This window comes from Pseudomonas sp. EL_65y_Pfl2_R96 (assembly GCF_963970905.1).
Taxonomy (GTDB): Bacteria; Pseudomonadota; Gammaproteobacteria; order Pseudomonadales; family Pseudomonadaceae; genus Aquipseudomonas.
The window spans coordinates 400,464-415,997 of record NZ_CAXAQH010000001.1 but is presented as its reverse complement, the minus strand read 5'-3'; the positions used below and the strand labels follow the sequence as shown (position 1 = coordinate 415,997).

General features: G+C 54.8%; 15 protein-coding genes and 3 pseudogenes. 10 read left to right on the top strand and 8 right to left on the bottom strand.

The annotated features are described in order from the left end of the window. Positions 1 to 175: 175 nt before the first annotated feature. From AACY49_RS01900 to AACY49_RS01875, 6 genes and pseudogenes are all read left to right on the top strand, one after another. Positions 176 to 280: pseudogene (locus tag AACY49_RS01900) on the top strand (glutathione transferase); the annotation flags it as partial. A 66-nt stretch (positions 281 to 346) separates the two neighbouring features. Further along, positions 347 to 985 (top strand): LysE family translocator, encoded by a 639-nt coding sequence (locus tag AACY49_RS01895; RefSeq protein WP_258697208.1) that lies wholly within the window; start codon positions 347 to 349, stop codon positions 983 to 985. A 103-nt stretch (positions 986 to 1,088) separates the two neighbouring features. After that, positions 1,089 to 2,438 carry a sensor domain-containing protein gene (locus AACY49_RS01890; RefSeq protein WP_258697207.1) on the top strand — a complete coding sequence of 450 codons (1,350 nt, stop codon included), beginning with the start codon at positions 1,089 to 1,091 and terminating at the stop codon, positions 2,436 to 2,438. Positions 2,439 to 2,554: 116 nt separating this feature from the next. After that, on the top strand, positions 2,555 to 2,710 hold the full coding sequence (locus AACY49_RS01885; protein WP_258697206.1) for a stress protein: 156 nt from the start codon (positions 2,555 to 2,557) through the stop codon (positions 2,708 to 2,710). Positions 2,711 to 2,783: 73 nt separating this feature from the next. After that, on the top strand, positions 2,784 to 3,287 hold the full coding sequence (locus AACY49_RS01880) for a DUF4142 domain-containing protein (RefSeq protein ID WP_339521480.1): 504 nt from the start codon (positions 2,784 to 2,786) through the stop codon (positions 3,285 to 3,287). Between the two features lie 383 nt (positions 3,288 to 3,670). Then, a complete protein-coding gene (locus AACY49_RS01875; RefSeq protein ID WP_339521479.1) occupies positions 3,671 to 4,756 on the top strand; it encodes a type I restriction endonuclease in 1,086 nt (361 codons plus the stop codon). 230 nt (positions 4,757 to 4,986) lie between these two features. Here AACY49_RS01875 and AACY49_RS01870 read toward each other — a convergent pair whose 3' ends face one another. From AACY49_RS01870 to AACY49_RS01855, 4 genes are all read right to left on the bottom strand, one after another. Beyond that, a complete protein-coding gene (locus AACY49_RS01870) occupies positions 4,987 to 5,526 on the bottom strand; it encodes an AidA/PixA family protein (protein ID WP_339521564.1) in 540 nt (179 codons plus the stop codon). A 122-nt stretch (positions 5,527 to 5,648) separates the two neighbouring features. After that, complete coding sequence (locus AACY49_RS01865) at positions 5,649 to 6,152, bottom strand: inclusion body family protein (RefSeq protein ID WP_258697204.1); 504 nt, start codon at positions 6,150 to 6,152, stop codon at positions 5,649 to 5,651. A gap of 476 nt (positions 6,153 to 6,628) precedes the next feature. After that, positions 6,629 to 7,168 (bottom strand): inclusion body family protein, encoded by a 540-nt coding sequence (locus AACY49_RS01860; RefSeq protein WP_258700781.1) that lies wholly within the window; start codon positions 7,166 to 7,168, stop codon positions 6,629 to 6,631. Positions 7,169 to 7,292: 124 nt separating this feature from the next. Then, positions 7,293 to 7,796, bottom strand: a complete 504-nt coding sequence (locus tag AACY49_RS01855; RefSeq protein WP_007903283.1) for an inclusion body family protein — start codon at positions 7,794 to 7,796, stop codon at positions 7,293 to 7,295. A gap of 397 nt (positions 7,797 to 8,193) precedes the next feature. Here AACY49_RS01855 and tam point away from each other — a divergent pair, with 397 nt between their 5' ends. Together tam and AACY49_RS01845 are read left to right on the top strand one after the other, a co-directional pair. Continuing rightward, positions 8,194 to 8,964, top strand: a complete 771-nt coding sequence (gene tam, locus AACY49_RS01850; protein ID WP_339521478.1) for a trans-aconitate 2-methyltransferase — start codon at positions 8,194 to 8,196, stop codon at positions 8,962 to 8,964. A 183-nt stretch (positions 8,965 to 9,147) separates the two neighbouring features. Beyond that, a complete protein-coding gene (locus tag AACY49_RS01845; protein ID WP_258697202.1) occupies positions 9,148 to 11,274 on the top strand; it encodes a TonB-dependent siderophore receptor in 2,127 nt (708 codons plus the stop codon). A gap of 70 nt (positions 11,275 to 11,344) precedes the next feature. Here the strand turns inward: AACY49_RS01845 and AACY49_RS01840 are convergent. From AACY49_RS01840 to AACY49_RS01830, 3 genes and pseudogenes are all read right to left on the bottom strand, one after another. Then, positions 11,345 to 11,791: pseudogene (locus AACY49_RS01840) on the bottom strand (helix-turn-helix domain-containing protein); the annotation flags it as partial. 80 nt (positions 11,792 to 11,871) lie between these two features. Further along, a complete protein-coding gene (locus AACY49_RS01835) occupies positions 11,872 to 12,312 on the bottom strand; it encodes a hypothetical protein (protein ID WP_258697201.1) in 441 nt (146 codons plus the stop codon). 103 nt (positions 12,313 to 12,415) lie between these two features. Beyond that, positions 12,416 to 12,952 (bottom strand): DUF4822 domain-containing protein, encoded by a 537-nt coding sequence (locus AACY49_RS01830; RefSeq protein ID WP_339521477.1) that lies wholly within the window; start codon positions 12,950 to 12,952, stop codon positions 12,416 to 12,418. A gap of 209 nt (positions 12,953 to 13,161) precedes the next feature. Here AACY49_RS01830 and AACY49_RS01825 point away from each other — a divergent pair. Next, positions 13,162 to 13,281, top strand: a pseudogene (locus tag AACY49_RS01825) (IS630 family transposase); the annotation flags it as partial. Positions 13,282 to 13,429: 148 nt separating this feature from the next. Here AACY49_RS01825 and AACY49_RS01820 read toward each other — a convergent pair. Continuing rightward, the gene (locus AACY49_RS01820) at positions 13,430 to 13,765 is read right to left on the bottom strand and encodes a hypothetical protein (RefSeq protein WP_339521476.1); all 336 of its coding nucleotides are present in this window, start codon (positions 13,763 to 13,765) and stop codon (positions 13,430 to 13,432) included. A 260-nt stretch (positions 13,766 to 14,025) separates the two neighbouring features. Here AACY49_RS01820 and AACY49_RS01815 point away from each other — a divergent pair, with 260 nt between their 5' ends. Then, positions 14,026 to 15,504, top strand: a complete 1,479-nt coding sequence (locus AACY49_RS01815; protein ID WP_339521475.1) for a cytochrome c oxidase subunit II — start codon at positions 14,026 to 14,028, stop codon at positions 15,502 to 15,504. Positions 15,505 to 15,534 lie beyond the last annotated feature (30 nt).

The following is a 15,534-nucleotide window of genomic DNA, read 5'->3' as shown; positions in this document are numbered from 1 at the left end:
GCACCACAAATCAAATGTGTGGCGGGTTTGCTCGCGAAGACTGACTCACCGCCAACAAAGCCCCAGCAGCTCTACGCTCAAGGGCATTTAAGTTGTACGCTCCGTTCGGAACCCGCCAGAGCGACTCAAGGTAACCCAATCCATGCTGACCGGCCTCAACCACCCTGACTCTCGCCCGGACGGGCACAAGCTTGAGGCGCATGTCGGGGATCTGGCGTCGCGGCTGGCGGCTTGTCGGCAACGGCCGTATGCGGGGATGACGTTCTTCGACGATCAGTGAGTCGATGTTCCGGGCACTGAGATAGACTGGCGTGCATTCACCCCAAGCGTTTCAAAAGGACTTCCAATGACCCCATCGCTGCTAATGGCCGTTCTCGCCTCGGGCTTCATTTATGGCATCACGCCGGGGCCGGGGGTGCTGGCGGTGTTCGGCATCGGCGCGGCACGCGGGCGGCGGGCCGGAGCGGGGTTTCTGTGCGGGCATTTGCTGGGCGATGTGGTCTGGTGCAGCACTGCGCTGATCGCAATTGTCGGCGCGCGGGAAATCGGCAGCGCCGCGTTCGATGTGCTGGGTGTGCTCAGCGGGCTCTACCTGTTCTGGCTTGGCCTGCGCGCGGTTCGCGCTCGCCGCGCCAGTACCGAGTCTCCTCAAGGCCCGGCGCGGCAGCCGTTCTGGCACGGCATTGTGTTCGGCCTGACCAACCCCAAGGCCTATCCGGTGGCGGTGGCGACCTTTACTGCGCTGCTGTCCAGCCGTGCAGAATTGCTGCATTGGTCAATGCTGCCATGGCTGATCATCCTGAGCTTCGTCGGTGGCCTTATGGCCTACGCTATTCTCATCGGTATTGTCGGTGCGCAACAGGTGCGCACCTTGTATCAGCGCCATGAACTGGCGATCACCCGGTTGTGTGGGCTGATGTTCATCGGTTTTGCCATCAATGCCCTGGTGCACGCGCTGCCGGGGCTGGTGACGAACAAGGCTTGAGGCTGAGCGCAAGGAGGCGTCGGCTGCATCGTCATCGCGTGGGCGTATGACCGGTCAGGGAGGGTTGTTCAATGTTGCATTGTCCGGACATGCTCTCGGCATAATGGAAACCAGAAATTCCGCGCCACTGGCGAGCTACATCGACCTCTTGCTGGACGCCGTCTGTGCGGTGGACAAACAAGGCCGCTTCGTATTTGTCAGCGCGGCCTGCGAGCGCATTTTCGGTTACACCCCCGACGAGCTGATCGGCCAGCCAATGATCGATCTGGTCCATCCCGCCGACCGACAGCGCACCCTCGACGCCGCTCGGGAGATCATGGGGGGCGAGCCCAAGCTCAACTTTGAAAATCGTTACCTGCGCAAGGATGGCCGGGTGGCACACATTCTCTGGTCGGCACGCTGGTCGGAGGTCGACCAATTGCGCATCGCCGTGGCCCACGACATCACCGAGCGCAAACAGGCCGAGTCCCGGCAAGCGGCGCTGTATGCGATCTCCGAAGCGGCCCACGCGGCCGAAGATTTGCTGGCGCTGTTCAAACGCATCCATTCGATCATCGGCGAATGGCTCCCGGCGTTGAATTTCTCCGTGGCGCTGTATGACGAGCACTGTGCACAGCTGAATTTTCCCTATCACGTCGACGACCGTGAGTCGCAACCCGAACAGCCCGGGACTGTTACCGGGCGTCTGTGTGCCGAAGTGATTCGCAGTGGCCAGCCGATCCTGCTGACCCCGGATCAGGACAATCTGCCGGAGGGCTTTGCGGCGCTGGTCGCGGGCCAGGATTCGCCCTGCTGGCTGGGCGTGCCATTGAGTTCGCAGAACGGCACCATCGGCGCGCTGATCGTCAAAAGCATACCGGGCGGTGAGCGCTACACCGAGCAAGACAAAGAGCTGCTGCAGTATGTCTGCGCCCAGGTCGCAACCGCGATCGAGCGCAAGCAATTGCATACCCGGCTCCAGCGCATGGCCCAGTACGACCAACTGACCCAGTTGCCCAATCGCGAATTGCTGCGCGAACGCCTTAAAGCCTCGCTGGCGCAGGCCCGGGCAGACTCCGGTCGAATGGCGTTGCTCTACGTCGACCTGGACCGCTTCAAGCAAGTCAACGACACCCTCGGTCATGCGGTCGGCGACATGCTGCTGCAAGCGGTCGCCAATCGGCTCAAGGGGTGCGTGCGAGAAACCGACACGGTAGCGCGCATCGGCGGTGATGAGTTTGTCGTGTTGTTGCACAGCCTCCACGCCGCGGAAGACGCCGAGAATGTGGCGGGAAAAATCCGCCAGGTGCTGGTTCAGCCCCTGCGTCTGGACGGGCATAACCTGAACATCCAGCCGAGCATCGGCGTCGCGCGATACCCCGAGCATGGCACCGAAGAAAATCAGCTGTTCAGACATGCCGACGAGGCGATGTACGCCGCCAAGCGCCAGCATCATCTGCGTCTCGGGGCCTGAAAGACCGTCACCGTTCGTCGCGACGTTGTCAGGTTTTCTAAACCTTTTAGGTCATGGAAATTCATATCCTATGCGGGCGACTGCTCGCTGTGATCATCACCAAGAGGATGAGAGCCATGCCTACTTCAAAAACTCCGACCCCGGGTAGCGCCATCGATCGAACGAAGGCGTCTGAAGCCGGTCGCAAAGGTGGGAAAACTACCACCACGACTGTTGATAAAGACCCTGCCAAAGGCGGCATGGGCCGCAAAGGCGGTCAGAAATCTCGGTAATAGGTGACGGTAGTTTTGTTTAATAGACGGGGGCGCAAGCTCCCGTTTGAATTTCTAGAAGGAGGGCGCGACCATGAGCCGGATGGCCACCCGCTTACGCAATGCCAGTTTTGCCGCCTTACTGGGCCTGTGTGCCGGCAGTGCCTTTGCCCAGTCCCCCGCCGACTTCGTCAACGAGGCGTCGGCCAAAGGCATGGCCGATATCGAAGCCAGCCGCCTGGCGCATCAGAAAACCGAATCCAAAGCGGTCAAGGATTACACCATCGTGGTGATCAACGATCGCACTACCGCAAACCAGCATCTGGCGAAAATTGCCAAACAACTCGATTTACCGGTCGCGCCACGCGAAGAGGTGGTCGACAAGGCCAAAACCTTGATACCGGAAATGAAGGACGACGCCTCTTTTGATCAGGCGTACGTCGACAGTCAGGTAAAAACCACCCAGGAAGCCATCGAGCAACTTCAACAACAGGCGCAGACCACGGATGTGCCGCAAATCAAAGCGTTCGCCGAAGAAACCCTGCCCAAACTGCAAAACCACCTGCAAATGGCCAGGGCTCTGCAAGCCGGTCGCTAGTCAGCCTGTTGCGCGGGTGATTGGCGTCACCCGCGAGGCTTGGGCCAGCATTGATTCAACTCCTGCTTCTTTGTTTGCTGGACGACGGTGTCGTCCAGGGAAATCGTTTGCCCCTCGCCGAGGTGGCGCTTTCTCAGGGGCGAGTTTCTGTGCGACTTTCGCGAATTTCATTGCTGTGTTCCTTAGGGATGCGTCTGATTTTCAGATTGCACGAACATGATGAAAATGCTGCTTGAAAATCCCGTGTTCGATTAAACACCTTCGTTCTGAAGGGCACTTGCTGCGTCTGGAATCTTTCTTTGTGCCGGTTTGTGTCTAGTATCAATGGAAGTCAATTTGCCAGTACGCAAACACACGGATCGACACCAAGTAAGAGGTCACTCATGGAATTCTTTGAGAAGTTAGCAAGTCTAGCCGCCAAGGTTCGTTTGCAAAGCGCTGCAATTCAGACGGAGGAGGCCACCAAAAATGCTTTCGTCATGCCCTTTATCAGCACGGTGCTGGGCTACGATGTCTTTGATCCGAGTGAGGTGACTCCGGAATTCGTTTGCGATATTGGAACGAAAAAAGGAGAAAAAATTGACTACGCGATCATGAAAGAAGGAGAGGTACAGATACTCATCGAGTGCAAAAAAATAGGCGAGCCGCTGCACATCAACCATGCCTCCCAGCTGTTTCGCTATTTCCATGTCACCAGTGCTCGAATCTCCATCCTCACCAACGGGCAGGTCTACAAATTCTTCACCGATCTGGATGCGCCCAACAAGATGGATGAGAAGCCGTTTCTTGAACTCGACCTTCTGGATATCGACGATTACTCCGTTCCTGAATTGATCAAGCTCACCAGGTCTGCATTCGACGTAGATTCGATCATCAACGCCGCGGGTGAGTTGAAATACGTCAGTCAGATCAAGAAAGTCATTGCTTCGCAGGTCCTCAAACCTGATGACGACTTTGTAAAAGTGTTTGCCTCTCGAGTGTACGACGGGGTCATCACCCAGAAAGTCCGTGAGCAGTTTCAAGAGCTGACGAGAAAAGCGGTCGTGCAGTTTCTCAATGACCAGATCAATGACCGACTCAAATCAGCTATGAGTGGTGCAATTCAGCCTGCGCTGGCATCGATACCGGCTCCTGCCGGCGGCATTGATCTGACAGGTCAGCGTGATGAATCAGAGGATAAAGTGCTGACGACTCTGGAGGAGTTGGAGGGTTATCACATTGTCCGTGCAGTGGTTCGTTCGGTTGTGGACGCTAAACGGATAGTGCAACGCGACACGCAAAGCTACTTTGGCATTTTGCTGGATGACAACAATCGCAAACCGATTTGTCGCCTTCACTTCAATCGTTCACAAAAGTACATTGGGATTTTTGACGAAGAAAAAAATGAGACACGGCATCCGATTGGATCGGTTGATGATATTTACGATTATTCGGATCACTTGAAGAAGACTGTTGGATATTACGACTAGCACTGTCGAATCCGTACCATAAAAAGAACCGGCCCCTGAGGCCAATGCCGGTAAGTTAACAAGTTTGAGCGACGAAAATCCTGTGGGAGCGGGCTTGCCCGCGAAGAATGCGCCGCGGTTCTTCAGGTATTACGCGTCATCGTTCTTCGCGGGCAAGCCACGCTCCCACAGGTTCTGCGTCTTAACTGACTGGCATTAGGTTCTTGAGGCCGGTTTTTATGCCTATCCATTCACGCCGACAACGTCACTTCAGTTTTCCAGCTGAAGTACCCCATCGCTTCACAGCGCTGGTTGATCAGCATGAAGCTCAGTTCGCAGGTGGCCACGCCCATGGTCAGTTGCGAGCACTCCCAATAATGATCACCGGCCTTATGGCTACCCGGTTGGGTCGGATTGGCGGGGTCGGGCGCGGGGACTGTCTGGTCGCTGTGGACGACCAGTTTGGGTGGTGAAAGCACTCCGTCATCGCTCACTGTCATGTTGTGAAATACCACGCTGTGTTCGGCCAGCAAGCTGACGGTCCTGCCGCGGAGATGAAAGACTTTTCTGTTGTTGGCTGTCAGTGTAATTACACTGTCACTTTTAGCATTTTGTGTTGTCGTTGTACCGCTGATGGCGAAGATGAAATCATCTTCAATTACAGTTGGTTTTTTTGGTTCAAGACTTGGGTGCGGATAACGGGGAAGCAGCGATTCGGCGTCGACGATCAGCAGCACGTTATTGGCTGTCGCGATGCTCGCCGAAGGAGAAGTAATCGCTTTTGAAGTCATCATGGATTCCTTTCATGATGTTGAAGCAAAACCGTAGCCGCTTCAGTTCAAGCAAGAGATCCATTCCAGCCGAGGCGGTAACGAACCAGGTAGCCCCTCGTTGCCAAGGGGCCGATCCATCGTCAGTTATGGATGGAAATGAACGGGTCCCACGCACAGCAGCCGATAATTTGGCAGTCGCGATCCACGATCAGGAAGTTGAAGTGGTAGGTCACGCGACCACACGCAAGGGTTTCCGAGGACCAGTAATGGTTGTCGACTTTCTGACAACTAGGCACTGACGGATTGCTGGTGTTGGGTACCGCAAAGGAGGCGGTAGCCTTGCGTGGCGTGGGCGTAGAGATCAACTCGTTGCCTACGTTACCGATGAACTTGTAGAAAATCACGGCTTGCTCGAAGCCCAGCGACAGGCTGGCTTCACGCCAGCGAATCAGATCGCCGACCTGCGCCTTGAGGTCCAGCTCACCACCGGCCTGGCCGCTGACCACGTTGTTCTGGTTGGTGACCATATAAACGTGCCTGAAATCGATCGTTGTTGGTGTATGAGGATTTTTGCTGATGTTCGGGTAGTTTTTCAGAATGGTTTCAGTGTCGATGGAAACAAGTACATCCGTGACTCGAGACATAGTAAAGCTCCTTTGAACATAGTGATTACCTGGCTACCTGCCAGGCACGACAACGCTTGCTTGCCTTACGGCCGTTGCGAGCACACTACTGGGGAACCCACTTGATCACGGGGTGCGAGCTGGCCATGCTCCTTGCCTTGAAATGACGGGTTGGGTTCCTTCCAACAGGCCGCGGGTAGGACTATAGATGCCATTTTAATGCTGTCAAAATCGCTTTGCCTGTCGTTCGACGAACGGTCTTTTTGGTTATGGCTTTCAATGAATTGGCGATAAGAAAAGACTCATTCAAACCCTATGCCCTTTAAAAGTCGGGATAGGGCAGGACACCCGTGTCGATGTATGGCGCTCCACTTGCTATCACCCGCTCGCCGATGACAGTACAGGCGTCGGATTCTGATTCTTGCGGCCAAAGGTCAAGCAAGAGAGCTTGACTGATCGGCATTAGCCCTTGAGGCCGGTTTTTTGCGGGGCTCTATTCACGCCGACAGCGTCACTTCAGTTTTCCAGCTGAAGTATCCCACCGCTTCACAGCGCTGGTTGATCAGCATGAAGCTCAGTTCGCAGGTGGCCACGCCTGTGGTCAGTTGCGAGCACTCCCAATAATGATCGTCGGCCTTATGGCTACCCGGTTGGGTCGGATTGGCGGGGTCGGGTGCGGGGACTGCCTGGTCGCTGTGGACGATCAGTTTGGGCGGCGAAAGGACCCCGGCATCGTCCACCGTCAGGTTGTGAAATACCACCGTATGTTCGGCCAACAGGCTGACGGTCCTGCCGCGAATATGGAAGACCTTTCCATTGCTGGCTGTCAGCGTTATTTTACTGTCATTTTCAGTATTTTTTTTCGTCGTGCTACTACTCACGGAGAAGATGAAGCCGTCTTCAATCACAGTCGGGTTTTGCGCTTCAAGGCTGGGTTGTGGATAGCGTGAAAGCAACGATTCGGCATCGACGATCAGCAGCACACTACTGGCTATCACGGCGTCCGCCGAAGGGGAGGTGATCGGTTCGGAAGTCATCATGGATCCTTTCATGATGTTGACGCAAAACGGTAACCGCTTCGGTTCGGGTGAGACATCCTGTTCCAGCCGAGGCGGCAACGAGCTCGGTAGGCCCCTCGTTGCCAAGGGGCCCGGCCCAGCATCAGTTACGGATGGTAATGAACGGATCCCATGTGCAGCAGCCGATGATCTGGCAGTCGCGATTCACGATCAGAAACTGGAAGTGATAGGTCACGCTGCCGCAGGCAAGGGTTTCCGAAGACCAGTAATGGTTATCGACCTTCTGGCAGCTGGGCACCGACGGATTGCTGGTGTTAGGGACTGCAAAGGAGGCGGTAGCCTTGCGTGGCGTGGGCGTAGAGATCAACTCGTTGCCTGCGTTACCGACGAACTTGTAGAAAATCACCGCTTGCTCGAAGCCCAGCGACAGGCTGGCTTCACGCCAGCGAATCAAATCGCCTACCTGGGCTTTCAAGTTGAGCTCGCCACCGGCCTGGCCACTTACCACGTTGTTCTGATTGGTCACCATGTACACATGATTGACGTCGATCATCGTCGGTGCAGCAGGATTTTTGCTGATGTTCGGGTAGTTTTTCAGAATGGTTTCAGTGTCGATCGAAACAAGTACATCCGTGACTCGAGACATAGTGAAGCTCCTTTGAACATAGTGATTACCTGGCTACCTACCAGGCACGACAACGCTTGCTTGCCTTGCGGCCGTTGCGAACACACTACTGGGGAACCCACTCGATCAAGGGGACGAGCTGGCCTTGCTCCTTGTCTTGAAATGACGGGTCGGGTTCCTTCCGACAGGCCGCGATAGGACTATAGATGTCATTTATATACTGTCAAAACTGCTTTGCCAGTCGGTCGACGAACGGTCCTTTTGGTTATGGCTTTCAATGATTTTTGCGATAAGAGAAAACTCACTCAAATCCCTATGCTCTCAAAAAGTCGAGATAGGGCAGAGCACACCGGTCAATGTATCGTAGCGAACCGGTTGTCGGCCTCTGGCTACAACCATGTACCGACAGGAGAGCGACATGAGTTGGTCCGCCAAACAATACGTAGCTTTTGAAGATGAACGCACGCGCCCGGCGCGTGACTTGCTGGCCGCCATCCCCGCGGTGGACGTTCGATCGGCAATCGACATTGGTTGTGGCCCCGGTAATTCCACCGAGTTGCTGGTGCAGCGCTTTCCCAATGCCGCGGTGCGAGGGGTGGACAGTTCGCCCGATATGATCGAGGCCGCTCGCGAGCGCTTACCTCACCTGCGTTTCGACACTGCTGACATTGATACCTGGAACGAGACCGGCCCGTTCGACGTGATTTTCGCCAACGCGGTGTTGCAGTGGCTGCCCGATCACGCCCGGTTGTTGCCTTCATTGGTGGCCAGGCTCGCGCCCGGCGGTAGCCTGGCGATCCAGATGCCCGACAACCTCAACGAACCGTCACACCGGTTGATGCGCGAGGTCGCAGCGAACGGCCCTTGGGCTGACAAACTGGCAAGGGCCGCTAGCCTGCGAACGGAAATGGAGGATGCTGGCGGCTACTACTCGATGCTGCGTGCCCACTGCACTCGGGTCGATGTATGGCGCACCACTTACTATCACCCGCTCGCGGACGGCGCATCGGGCGTGGTCGAGTGGTTCAAGGGCTCCGGTTTGCGGCCTTTTCTCGAACCGCTGGATGACGCGCAGCGGGCGCAGTGTCTCAAGCAGTATCAGACGGCGATCGAGCAGGCTTATCCAGCGCTGAGCGATGGCTCGGTGCTGCTGCCGTTTCCGCGGTTGTTCATGGTGGCGACGCGCTGACGAATAAAGGGACACACGCTTGATCGTTTGTCCCGTTGGTTTGTCCCTGGAGCCCTTTGGTGAGCTCCGTGAAGAATTCAAATGCGAATACGTATCAAAAGCTGTCGGTACGGTATACCATTCGCCGCAAATTATTGGCACGTATGCCATTCCATTTGGCTTCTTCACCAAGGTTCATCATCAATGCGTCGTACTCTGCTTTCTATCTGTGTGCTTCAGGCGTTTTCTCCTTCTACATGGGCAGAGCAAGCCGCTACGGAAAAGACCAGTCTGGAGTTGCAAGCGACCGACATCATCGGTACGACGGATTATGAAACGGCACAAGGGCCGGTGAAGGGGTATCACGCAACGCGGTCGGCCAGTGCGACGCGAACCGACACTGCGATTCACGAGACGCCGCAGTCCATCAGCGTGGTGTCCAAGGATGTTGTAGAGGACATCGGTGCAACTCGTCTTCAGGACGCACTCGATTATGCTGGCGGAGTGGGGCGGGCCAACAACTTCGGTGGTCAGGGGCTGACCACTTTTACGGTGCGTGGATTTACCACCGGTGAGTTTTATCGCAACGGTTTTCCGATCAACCGTGGTTATCCGAACATGCCTGATGCCAACACCATCGAGCGGCTGGAGGTACTGCGCGGCCCAGCGACCATGCTCTATGGCCGGGGCGACCCTGGTGGCACGTTCAACGTGGTCTCCAAACAGCCGCTGGCAGAACGCACGGTAACACTGGGCAGCCAACTGGACGACCAGGGTATGCAGCGCGGCACGCTGGATGCCTCTGGCCCGCTCGACGAAGAAGGTCGTCTGGCCTATCGCCTGAATGTGGTGGGCGAGGGCGGGGATACCTTCCGTGACCATGTCGAAACCGAACGTTATGGTGTGACACCGGTACTATCCTGGCAGGCCAACGACGACACCAAGGTGATTTTCGAGGGCGACTTCATGCGCAACAATCACCCGCTGGATCGCGGTGTGACGCGCTATCCGAATCAGATTGGCACAGCATCCCGTGACACCTTCTTCGGTGAAAAAGACGCGGGCAAATTACACAACGACAACAACATGGCGCAACTGCGGTTCGAGCACCTGCTAAGTGATGACTGGACATTGGGTGGTGGTTTTCAATGGCTCGATGGCACCTTGCAGGGCAACGCAATTGAAGCCAATGGTGTCGCCGCTGATGGGCGCACGCTGGGTCGTAACTTCAGCTACCGCAAGCTGGAATGGACGGACAAAGACACTCAACTGAACCTCACCGGGCATTTCTCCACGGGCGGCTTCGATCACACGCTGTTGACCGGTGTCGAGTACGAGGATTATGACTACAAGTCCATCATCCAGCGCTCCAGCGGAGCGGTCGGCGCCTATTCGATCGACCTCTTCAATCCGGTGTACGGCCAGCCTCGTCCAGCCCTGACCCGTACCCCGACCAACGACAAGGAAAACCTCAAGACATACGCGGCCTTCGTTCAGGATCAGGTAGCGTTGACCGAGCGTTTAAAAGTCTTGGCGGGTGCCCGTTTCGAGCGCTTTGAGCATGAATACGAAAACTTTGTACCGGGTGGCAGAAGCTGGGCTGCGAGCGACAACGCGGTGACGCCGCGTCTCGGGGTGATTTACGACCTGACCGATACTGTGGCGGTGTATGCCGATGCAGCACGCTCTTTCAAGCCCAATACGGGGGCCAGCCGTCAGGGCGGTGGCTTTGAGCCGGAAAAGGGCAAGTCTTATGAGATGGGTATCAAATGGGAAGCCCTGGATCGCCAGTTGAGCGTTGACGCGGCGATATACCAGATTGAAAAACGCAACGTCCTCACCACCGACCCCGTGGACTCTACATTCAGCGTGGCGGCTGGCGAAGTACGCAGCCGTGGCTTTGATCTGAACGTGGCAGGCAATCTGACTCCAGAATGGCGGGTGATTGGCGGCTATGCCTATGTCGATGCCGAGGTCACCAAGGACAATGTGATCCAGTCGGGAACCCGGCTGATGAACATTCCGCAGAACAGCTTCAGCCTGCTCAACGTCTACGAGTTCCAGGATGGCACTTTCAAAGGGTTAGGCTTGGGTGTGGGGGGTAAATACGTCGATGAGCGTGCGGGCCAAACCGCTAACACGGCGTTTTCGATGGGCAGCTACACAGTTGTCGATCTGCTTGGTTTCTACAAGGTCAATGACCAGGTCAGGCTTAATCTCGATGTGAAGAACCTGTTCGACCGTGACTATGAAGAAGGCGCCTTCGGCAATGTTTATGCCTACCCTGGTGAGCCAAGAACCGTTCAGGTCGGTATTTCTTACACGCTCTAGACGATCTAGTGGCCCGGGCGGTTAATCCATAGATTTATTTTCTATCACGCTCAGCTTCGCCTTATGTACCGGCGAAATGAGGATCGTTGCTGATTTTGAAGCTCTTCAGGCAATGGGGTTTGGGGTCGGAAGCGGCCCAGACCTGCCGAACCTGCCACGTGGTGACCCGCGCATACTTGGCCACCAAACGAACGCTCCTGTGAGTGGCTTCCAGGGGGGGGCACGTCAGGATTTCGTTGATTTTTTCGGGCCAAAGTTTGAATGGCTGGCCGCTGCGCGGCAGATTGCTCAACCCTTCGATTCCCGCCTCCCGATAACGTTTTCGCCACTTGAATACCGTTGGCGGCGTGATCTGCAACTACTCGCTGACGGCCTTGGGCGTCAATCCATCAGCCAGTAGAAGCAGAATGCGCGCTCGCTGGGCGAGGCTATGTTCCAGCGAACTCATGTGCAACCAACCTTGCAGGGCGATGAGATCGGAAGGCGTTAAAGCGAAGGGGGAAGCAGGTTGGGCCATGCGCATAACCAATCCATGACATTGGACGCACGGTATACGTTACCGGTAGATAAATTAATTAACCGCTCAGTCAACTAGCATCACTGGGCAGTTTGCGTTTGCTGCGCTTTGTTTTGTTCCGCCAGTGCTATCGCTTTGAAATCATAGGTCGGATAGAACTCGGTTCTGTAACTTCCCCACGCTGTATTTTCAAGTGCAAGGTTTACTTCAGCAAGACGGGAGGCTGGGAAGCGCACTGTGACGACTTGTCCGATACCCATCATTATGTTCCAACTGACAATCTCTACTCCCGCAGGTGGAAATGCCTTATAGAATCCTTGCTTGGCAAGTTGAGCCTTTAGTTCGTCCAATGGCCGTGATTGATCGTGCTTTAAAAATACGGTCAGCATGACGGCATTATCTGGCGTGGCAACGGCATTTTTTGCAGGGGAATTTGTTGTGGACTGCGCATTGACAACGCCGCAGAAGGCCGAGGATATCAGCAGCGTAGATACAAGGAGTGTTTTGAGTGATTTCTGCATTTTGAAACTCCATGTTTTATTCGGAAAAAAAGATTGGTTTCAAGCGTTAGCGCTACTCCAGCGGAACTGACTGGATCATTTAGTGTGCTGTGGGCGATTGCTTTCAGTTTGTGATGTTTGCATCTGGCTTCATGGCGGACTTTGTTTCTATTGTTCCGGTGTAGGGGGTATGAACTACATAAATACGCACCAAAGGGTTATTGTCTACCATGTCGCGAGGCACTTCGCGAGAATAGGTGAATTCATCTGGGTTCAACTTTTCCAATCGCCTGATCACAGTTTTGGTTGGCCCGACATCGGGCACTAAGATGTGGTTTTTTTGATCACCAGTGACAAAAAAGTAACCTCCACCACCATTGTTGTACTTTGATTTTCCCGTATCGGTGTAAAAGAACTCATAGCGATTGCGTTCGGGATCCCACGTCGATATTCCGACCACTCCAGGATAATTCGCTTTTACGTCCGTTTGCGGTAAACCCTCTATATAGACCTTGGTTGTCAGCCATCGAGGAGAGGATGCCAGAGCCCGAGTATCGGCAGTGGCAGTGGCAGTGGCGGGGGCTTGTTGCGCAAAACTACCGAGAGGACAAAACAATGCCGCAAGAAGTAGGTATGTAGAAGTAACGTTGTTTCTTTGCATGCGGATAACTCCCTATCTATTTTTGTTAGTTTCTCGCTATTGATCATCCAAATTCAATGGGTGAAAAGTATAGGTCGGGAATTGGGAGGTGTTCAATGGCGGGGTAGTGACTTGTAACAATTTGGTGTTTCTTGTTTTGAAGTAATATTTTGTCGTACTTGTTTTTCGATGTGTTGGTTGTCGGAGTTTTCCTACATATCGAAATTAGGGCTTTCGACATCATGACCGGCCAAGTCATCGGACGGATTACCCAGCGCCATCGAGTCAAGGAGTTTCTGGCTTTTCTGCAACAGATTGAACGCAGCACACCAGACGGACTGGATCTGCATGGTTGAGTACAAAAGGGCCCTTCAAGGGGAATGCCAGTCAGTTAGTCTGACTGGCATTTTTATTTCTAAACGGATACTTCGGGGATTTAAACCTGACGGCCCGGGGATAAATACGCTGCTCTCGTCGATGAGGCAGGACATCGTGCTTCTAAAGCAGCTGATCAATCAAAACCGCGTTGGTATAGATCAGGCTTCCATCGCTCGCTCGATGCCCGACCAAATGGAACTGACCGCGCTCATGGTGCAAATAAACGCGCATTTGGCAGTCGGACAAGGGGCCGTACCCCTCTGGCAAGATCAAATCCATTGAGCTCATGTCGACATCGACCATGACTTCACGCTCATGGGTCTTCTGCAGGCGTTCTTCAGCTTGCTCCAGACGCAGATGGAGGGGGCCATCGACGTAAAAATGGATCTCACCCGTCGGGGTGGACTTTTGGTCGGGGCTGGTTTTGCACCAGCCTTCGATTGTCAGGGTACTCATGACGAAACCTCCGTCGTGGACTGCTGGACTCGGCAGCTCTTGTCTCTTCTCGGGGCAGGGTACGTCATCGGGGGCGCTTCTGGCCGACCTCTGCCGTCCGTAATCTGAAATTGAGTATAGCTGGCAACCGGGCCTCGCTTGCCTGCCTTCCTCCCTTGTTCGACCTTCGACCGCGCCTGCGCCTTGGCCTTCTCAATCTATGCTGTTTAGTGGTGATGCTTTTGCAAGCCAATGAGCAACAGGCATAGGATGACGAGAAAATGGCAATAGCAATTATCTTAATACTAATCGTTATTGCATCAGTGCTCTTCCACATACTGGCGCCTTGGCATGCGACACCGGCAGCTTCCAACTGGGGGTCAATAGACACCACCCTGTTCATCACCCTGATCATTAGCGGAGTATTCTTCATCGCTATTACGGTATTCATGGCGGTAGCCGTGATGCGTTATCGTCACAAGGAGGGTTCCAGGGCGCATTACCAGCCAGAAAGTAAAAAGTTGGAATTATGGTTAATTGTCGTGACCTCGGTAGGCATTGTCGGGATGTTGGCGCCAGGTCTGGTTGTTTACAGTGATTTCATCCGGGTGCCGAAAAATGCTTATGAGCTTGAGGTGATCGCCCAGCAGTGGCAGTGGGCCTTTCGTTTTCCCGGCCAGGACGGGAAGCTGGGCAAATCGGATATCAAGTTTGTTGATGCCGCCAATCCCTTCGGCCTTGATCCCAAAGATCCTGCCGGGCAGGACGATGTGCTGATAAAAAACAATGAAGTTCGTCTTCCGCTCGATAAACCGGTAAAAGTTTTACTGCGTTCTAAAGATGTGCTGCACAATTTTTATGTGCCGCAAATTCGCAGCAAGATGGACATGGTGCCAGGGATGGTGTCGTACTTTTGGTTTACTCCGACTAAAACCGGGAAGTATGAAATCCTTTGTGCTGAGTATTGTGGTGTAGGTCATTACAACATGCGCGGCCAGATGATCGTGGAAGAGCAGGGCGCCTTCGATCAATGGCTGAGCAGCCAGCCGACTTTTGCCCAGACATTAACGACCGCTACCAAGCCCAGTCGGGATAGCGTGCTGGAAAAAGGCCGCCTGTTGGTCGAAAAATACGGCTGCGGTGCCTGCCATAGCCAGGATGGCAGTGCCAGTCTCGGCCCGGGATGGAAGGGGTTGTACGGGCGCACTGAACAGCTTGCCGACGGCACCCGTGTGCTGGTCGATGAGGCCTACCTGAAAGAGTCGATCCTCGATCCGAAGGCCCGCCTGGTACAAGGCTACCCGCCGGTCATGGTGACCTATACTCTCAATGACGATGAACTGGGTGCACTCGTCGCCCTGATCAAATCACTGGGTGCCGCGCGGCAAGATGATGAAGTTTCTGCCAGCGAAGCGCCGGGCCCAGGTGACGACTTGGCGGCGCAGGGGCAGCGGTTGGCCGAGTCGCTCGGCTGTCTGGCCTGCCACAGTGTCGATGGCAGTAAGGGCGTCGGTCCCAGTTGGCAGGGCCTGTATGGCAAGACCGAAACCCTTGCCGACGGTACGAGCATAAAGGTCGATGAGGGCTATATAAAAGATTCGGTTCTCAATCCCGCGGCCAAAATCGTCAAGGGCTATGCAGCCGTCATGCCGGTCTTTACTCCGAGTGACAAGGAGTTGAACGCCCTGATCGCTTTTATCAAATCCAAAGCGAATGCTGACACTGATGCGAGCAAGGCGGAACCAGGGAAGTCGCCGTAAAGCAGCCAGGAATACACCGAAACTTCGACA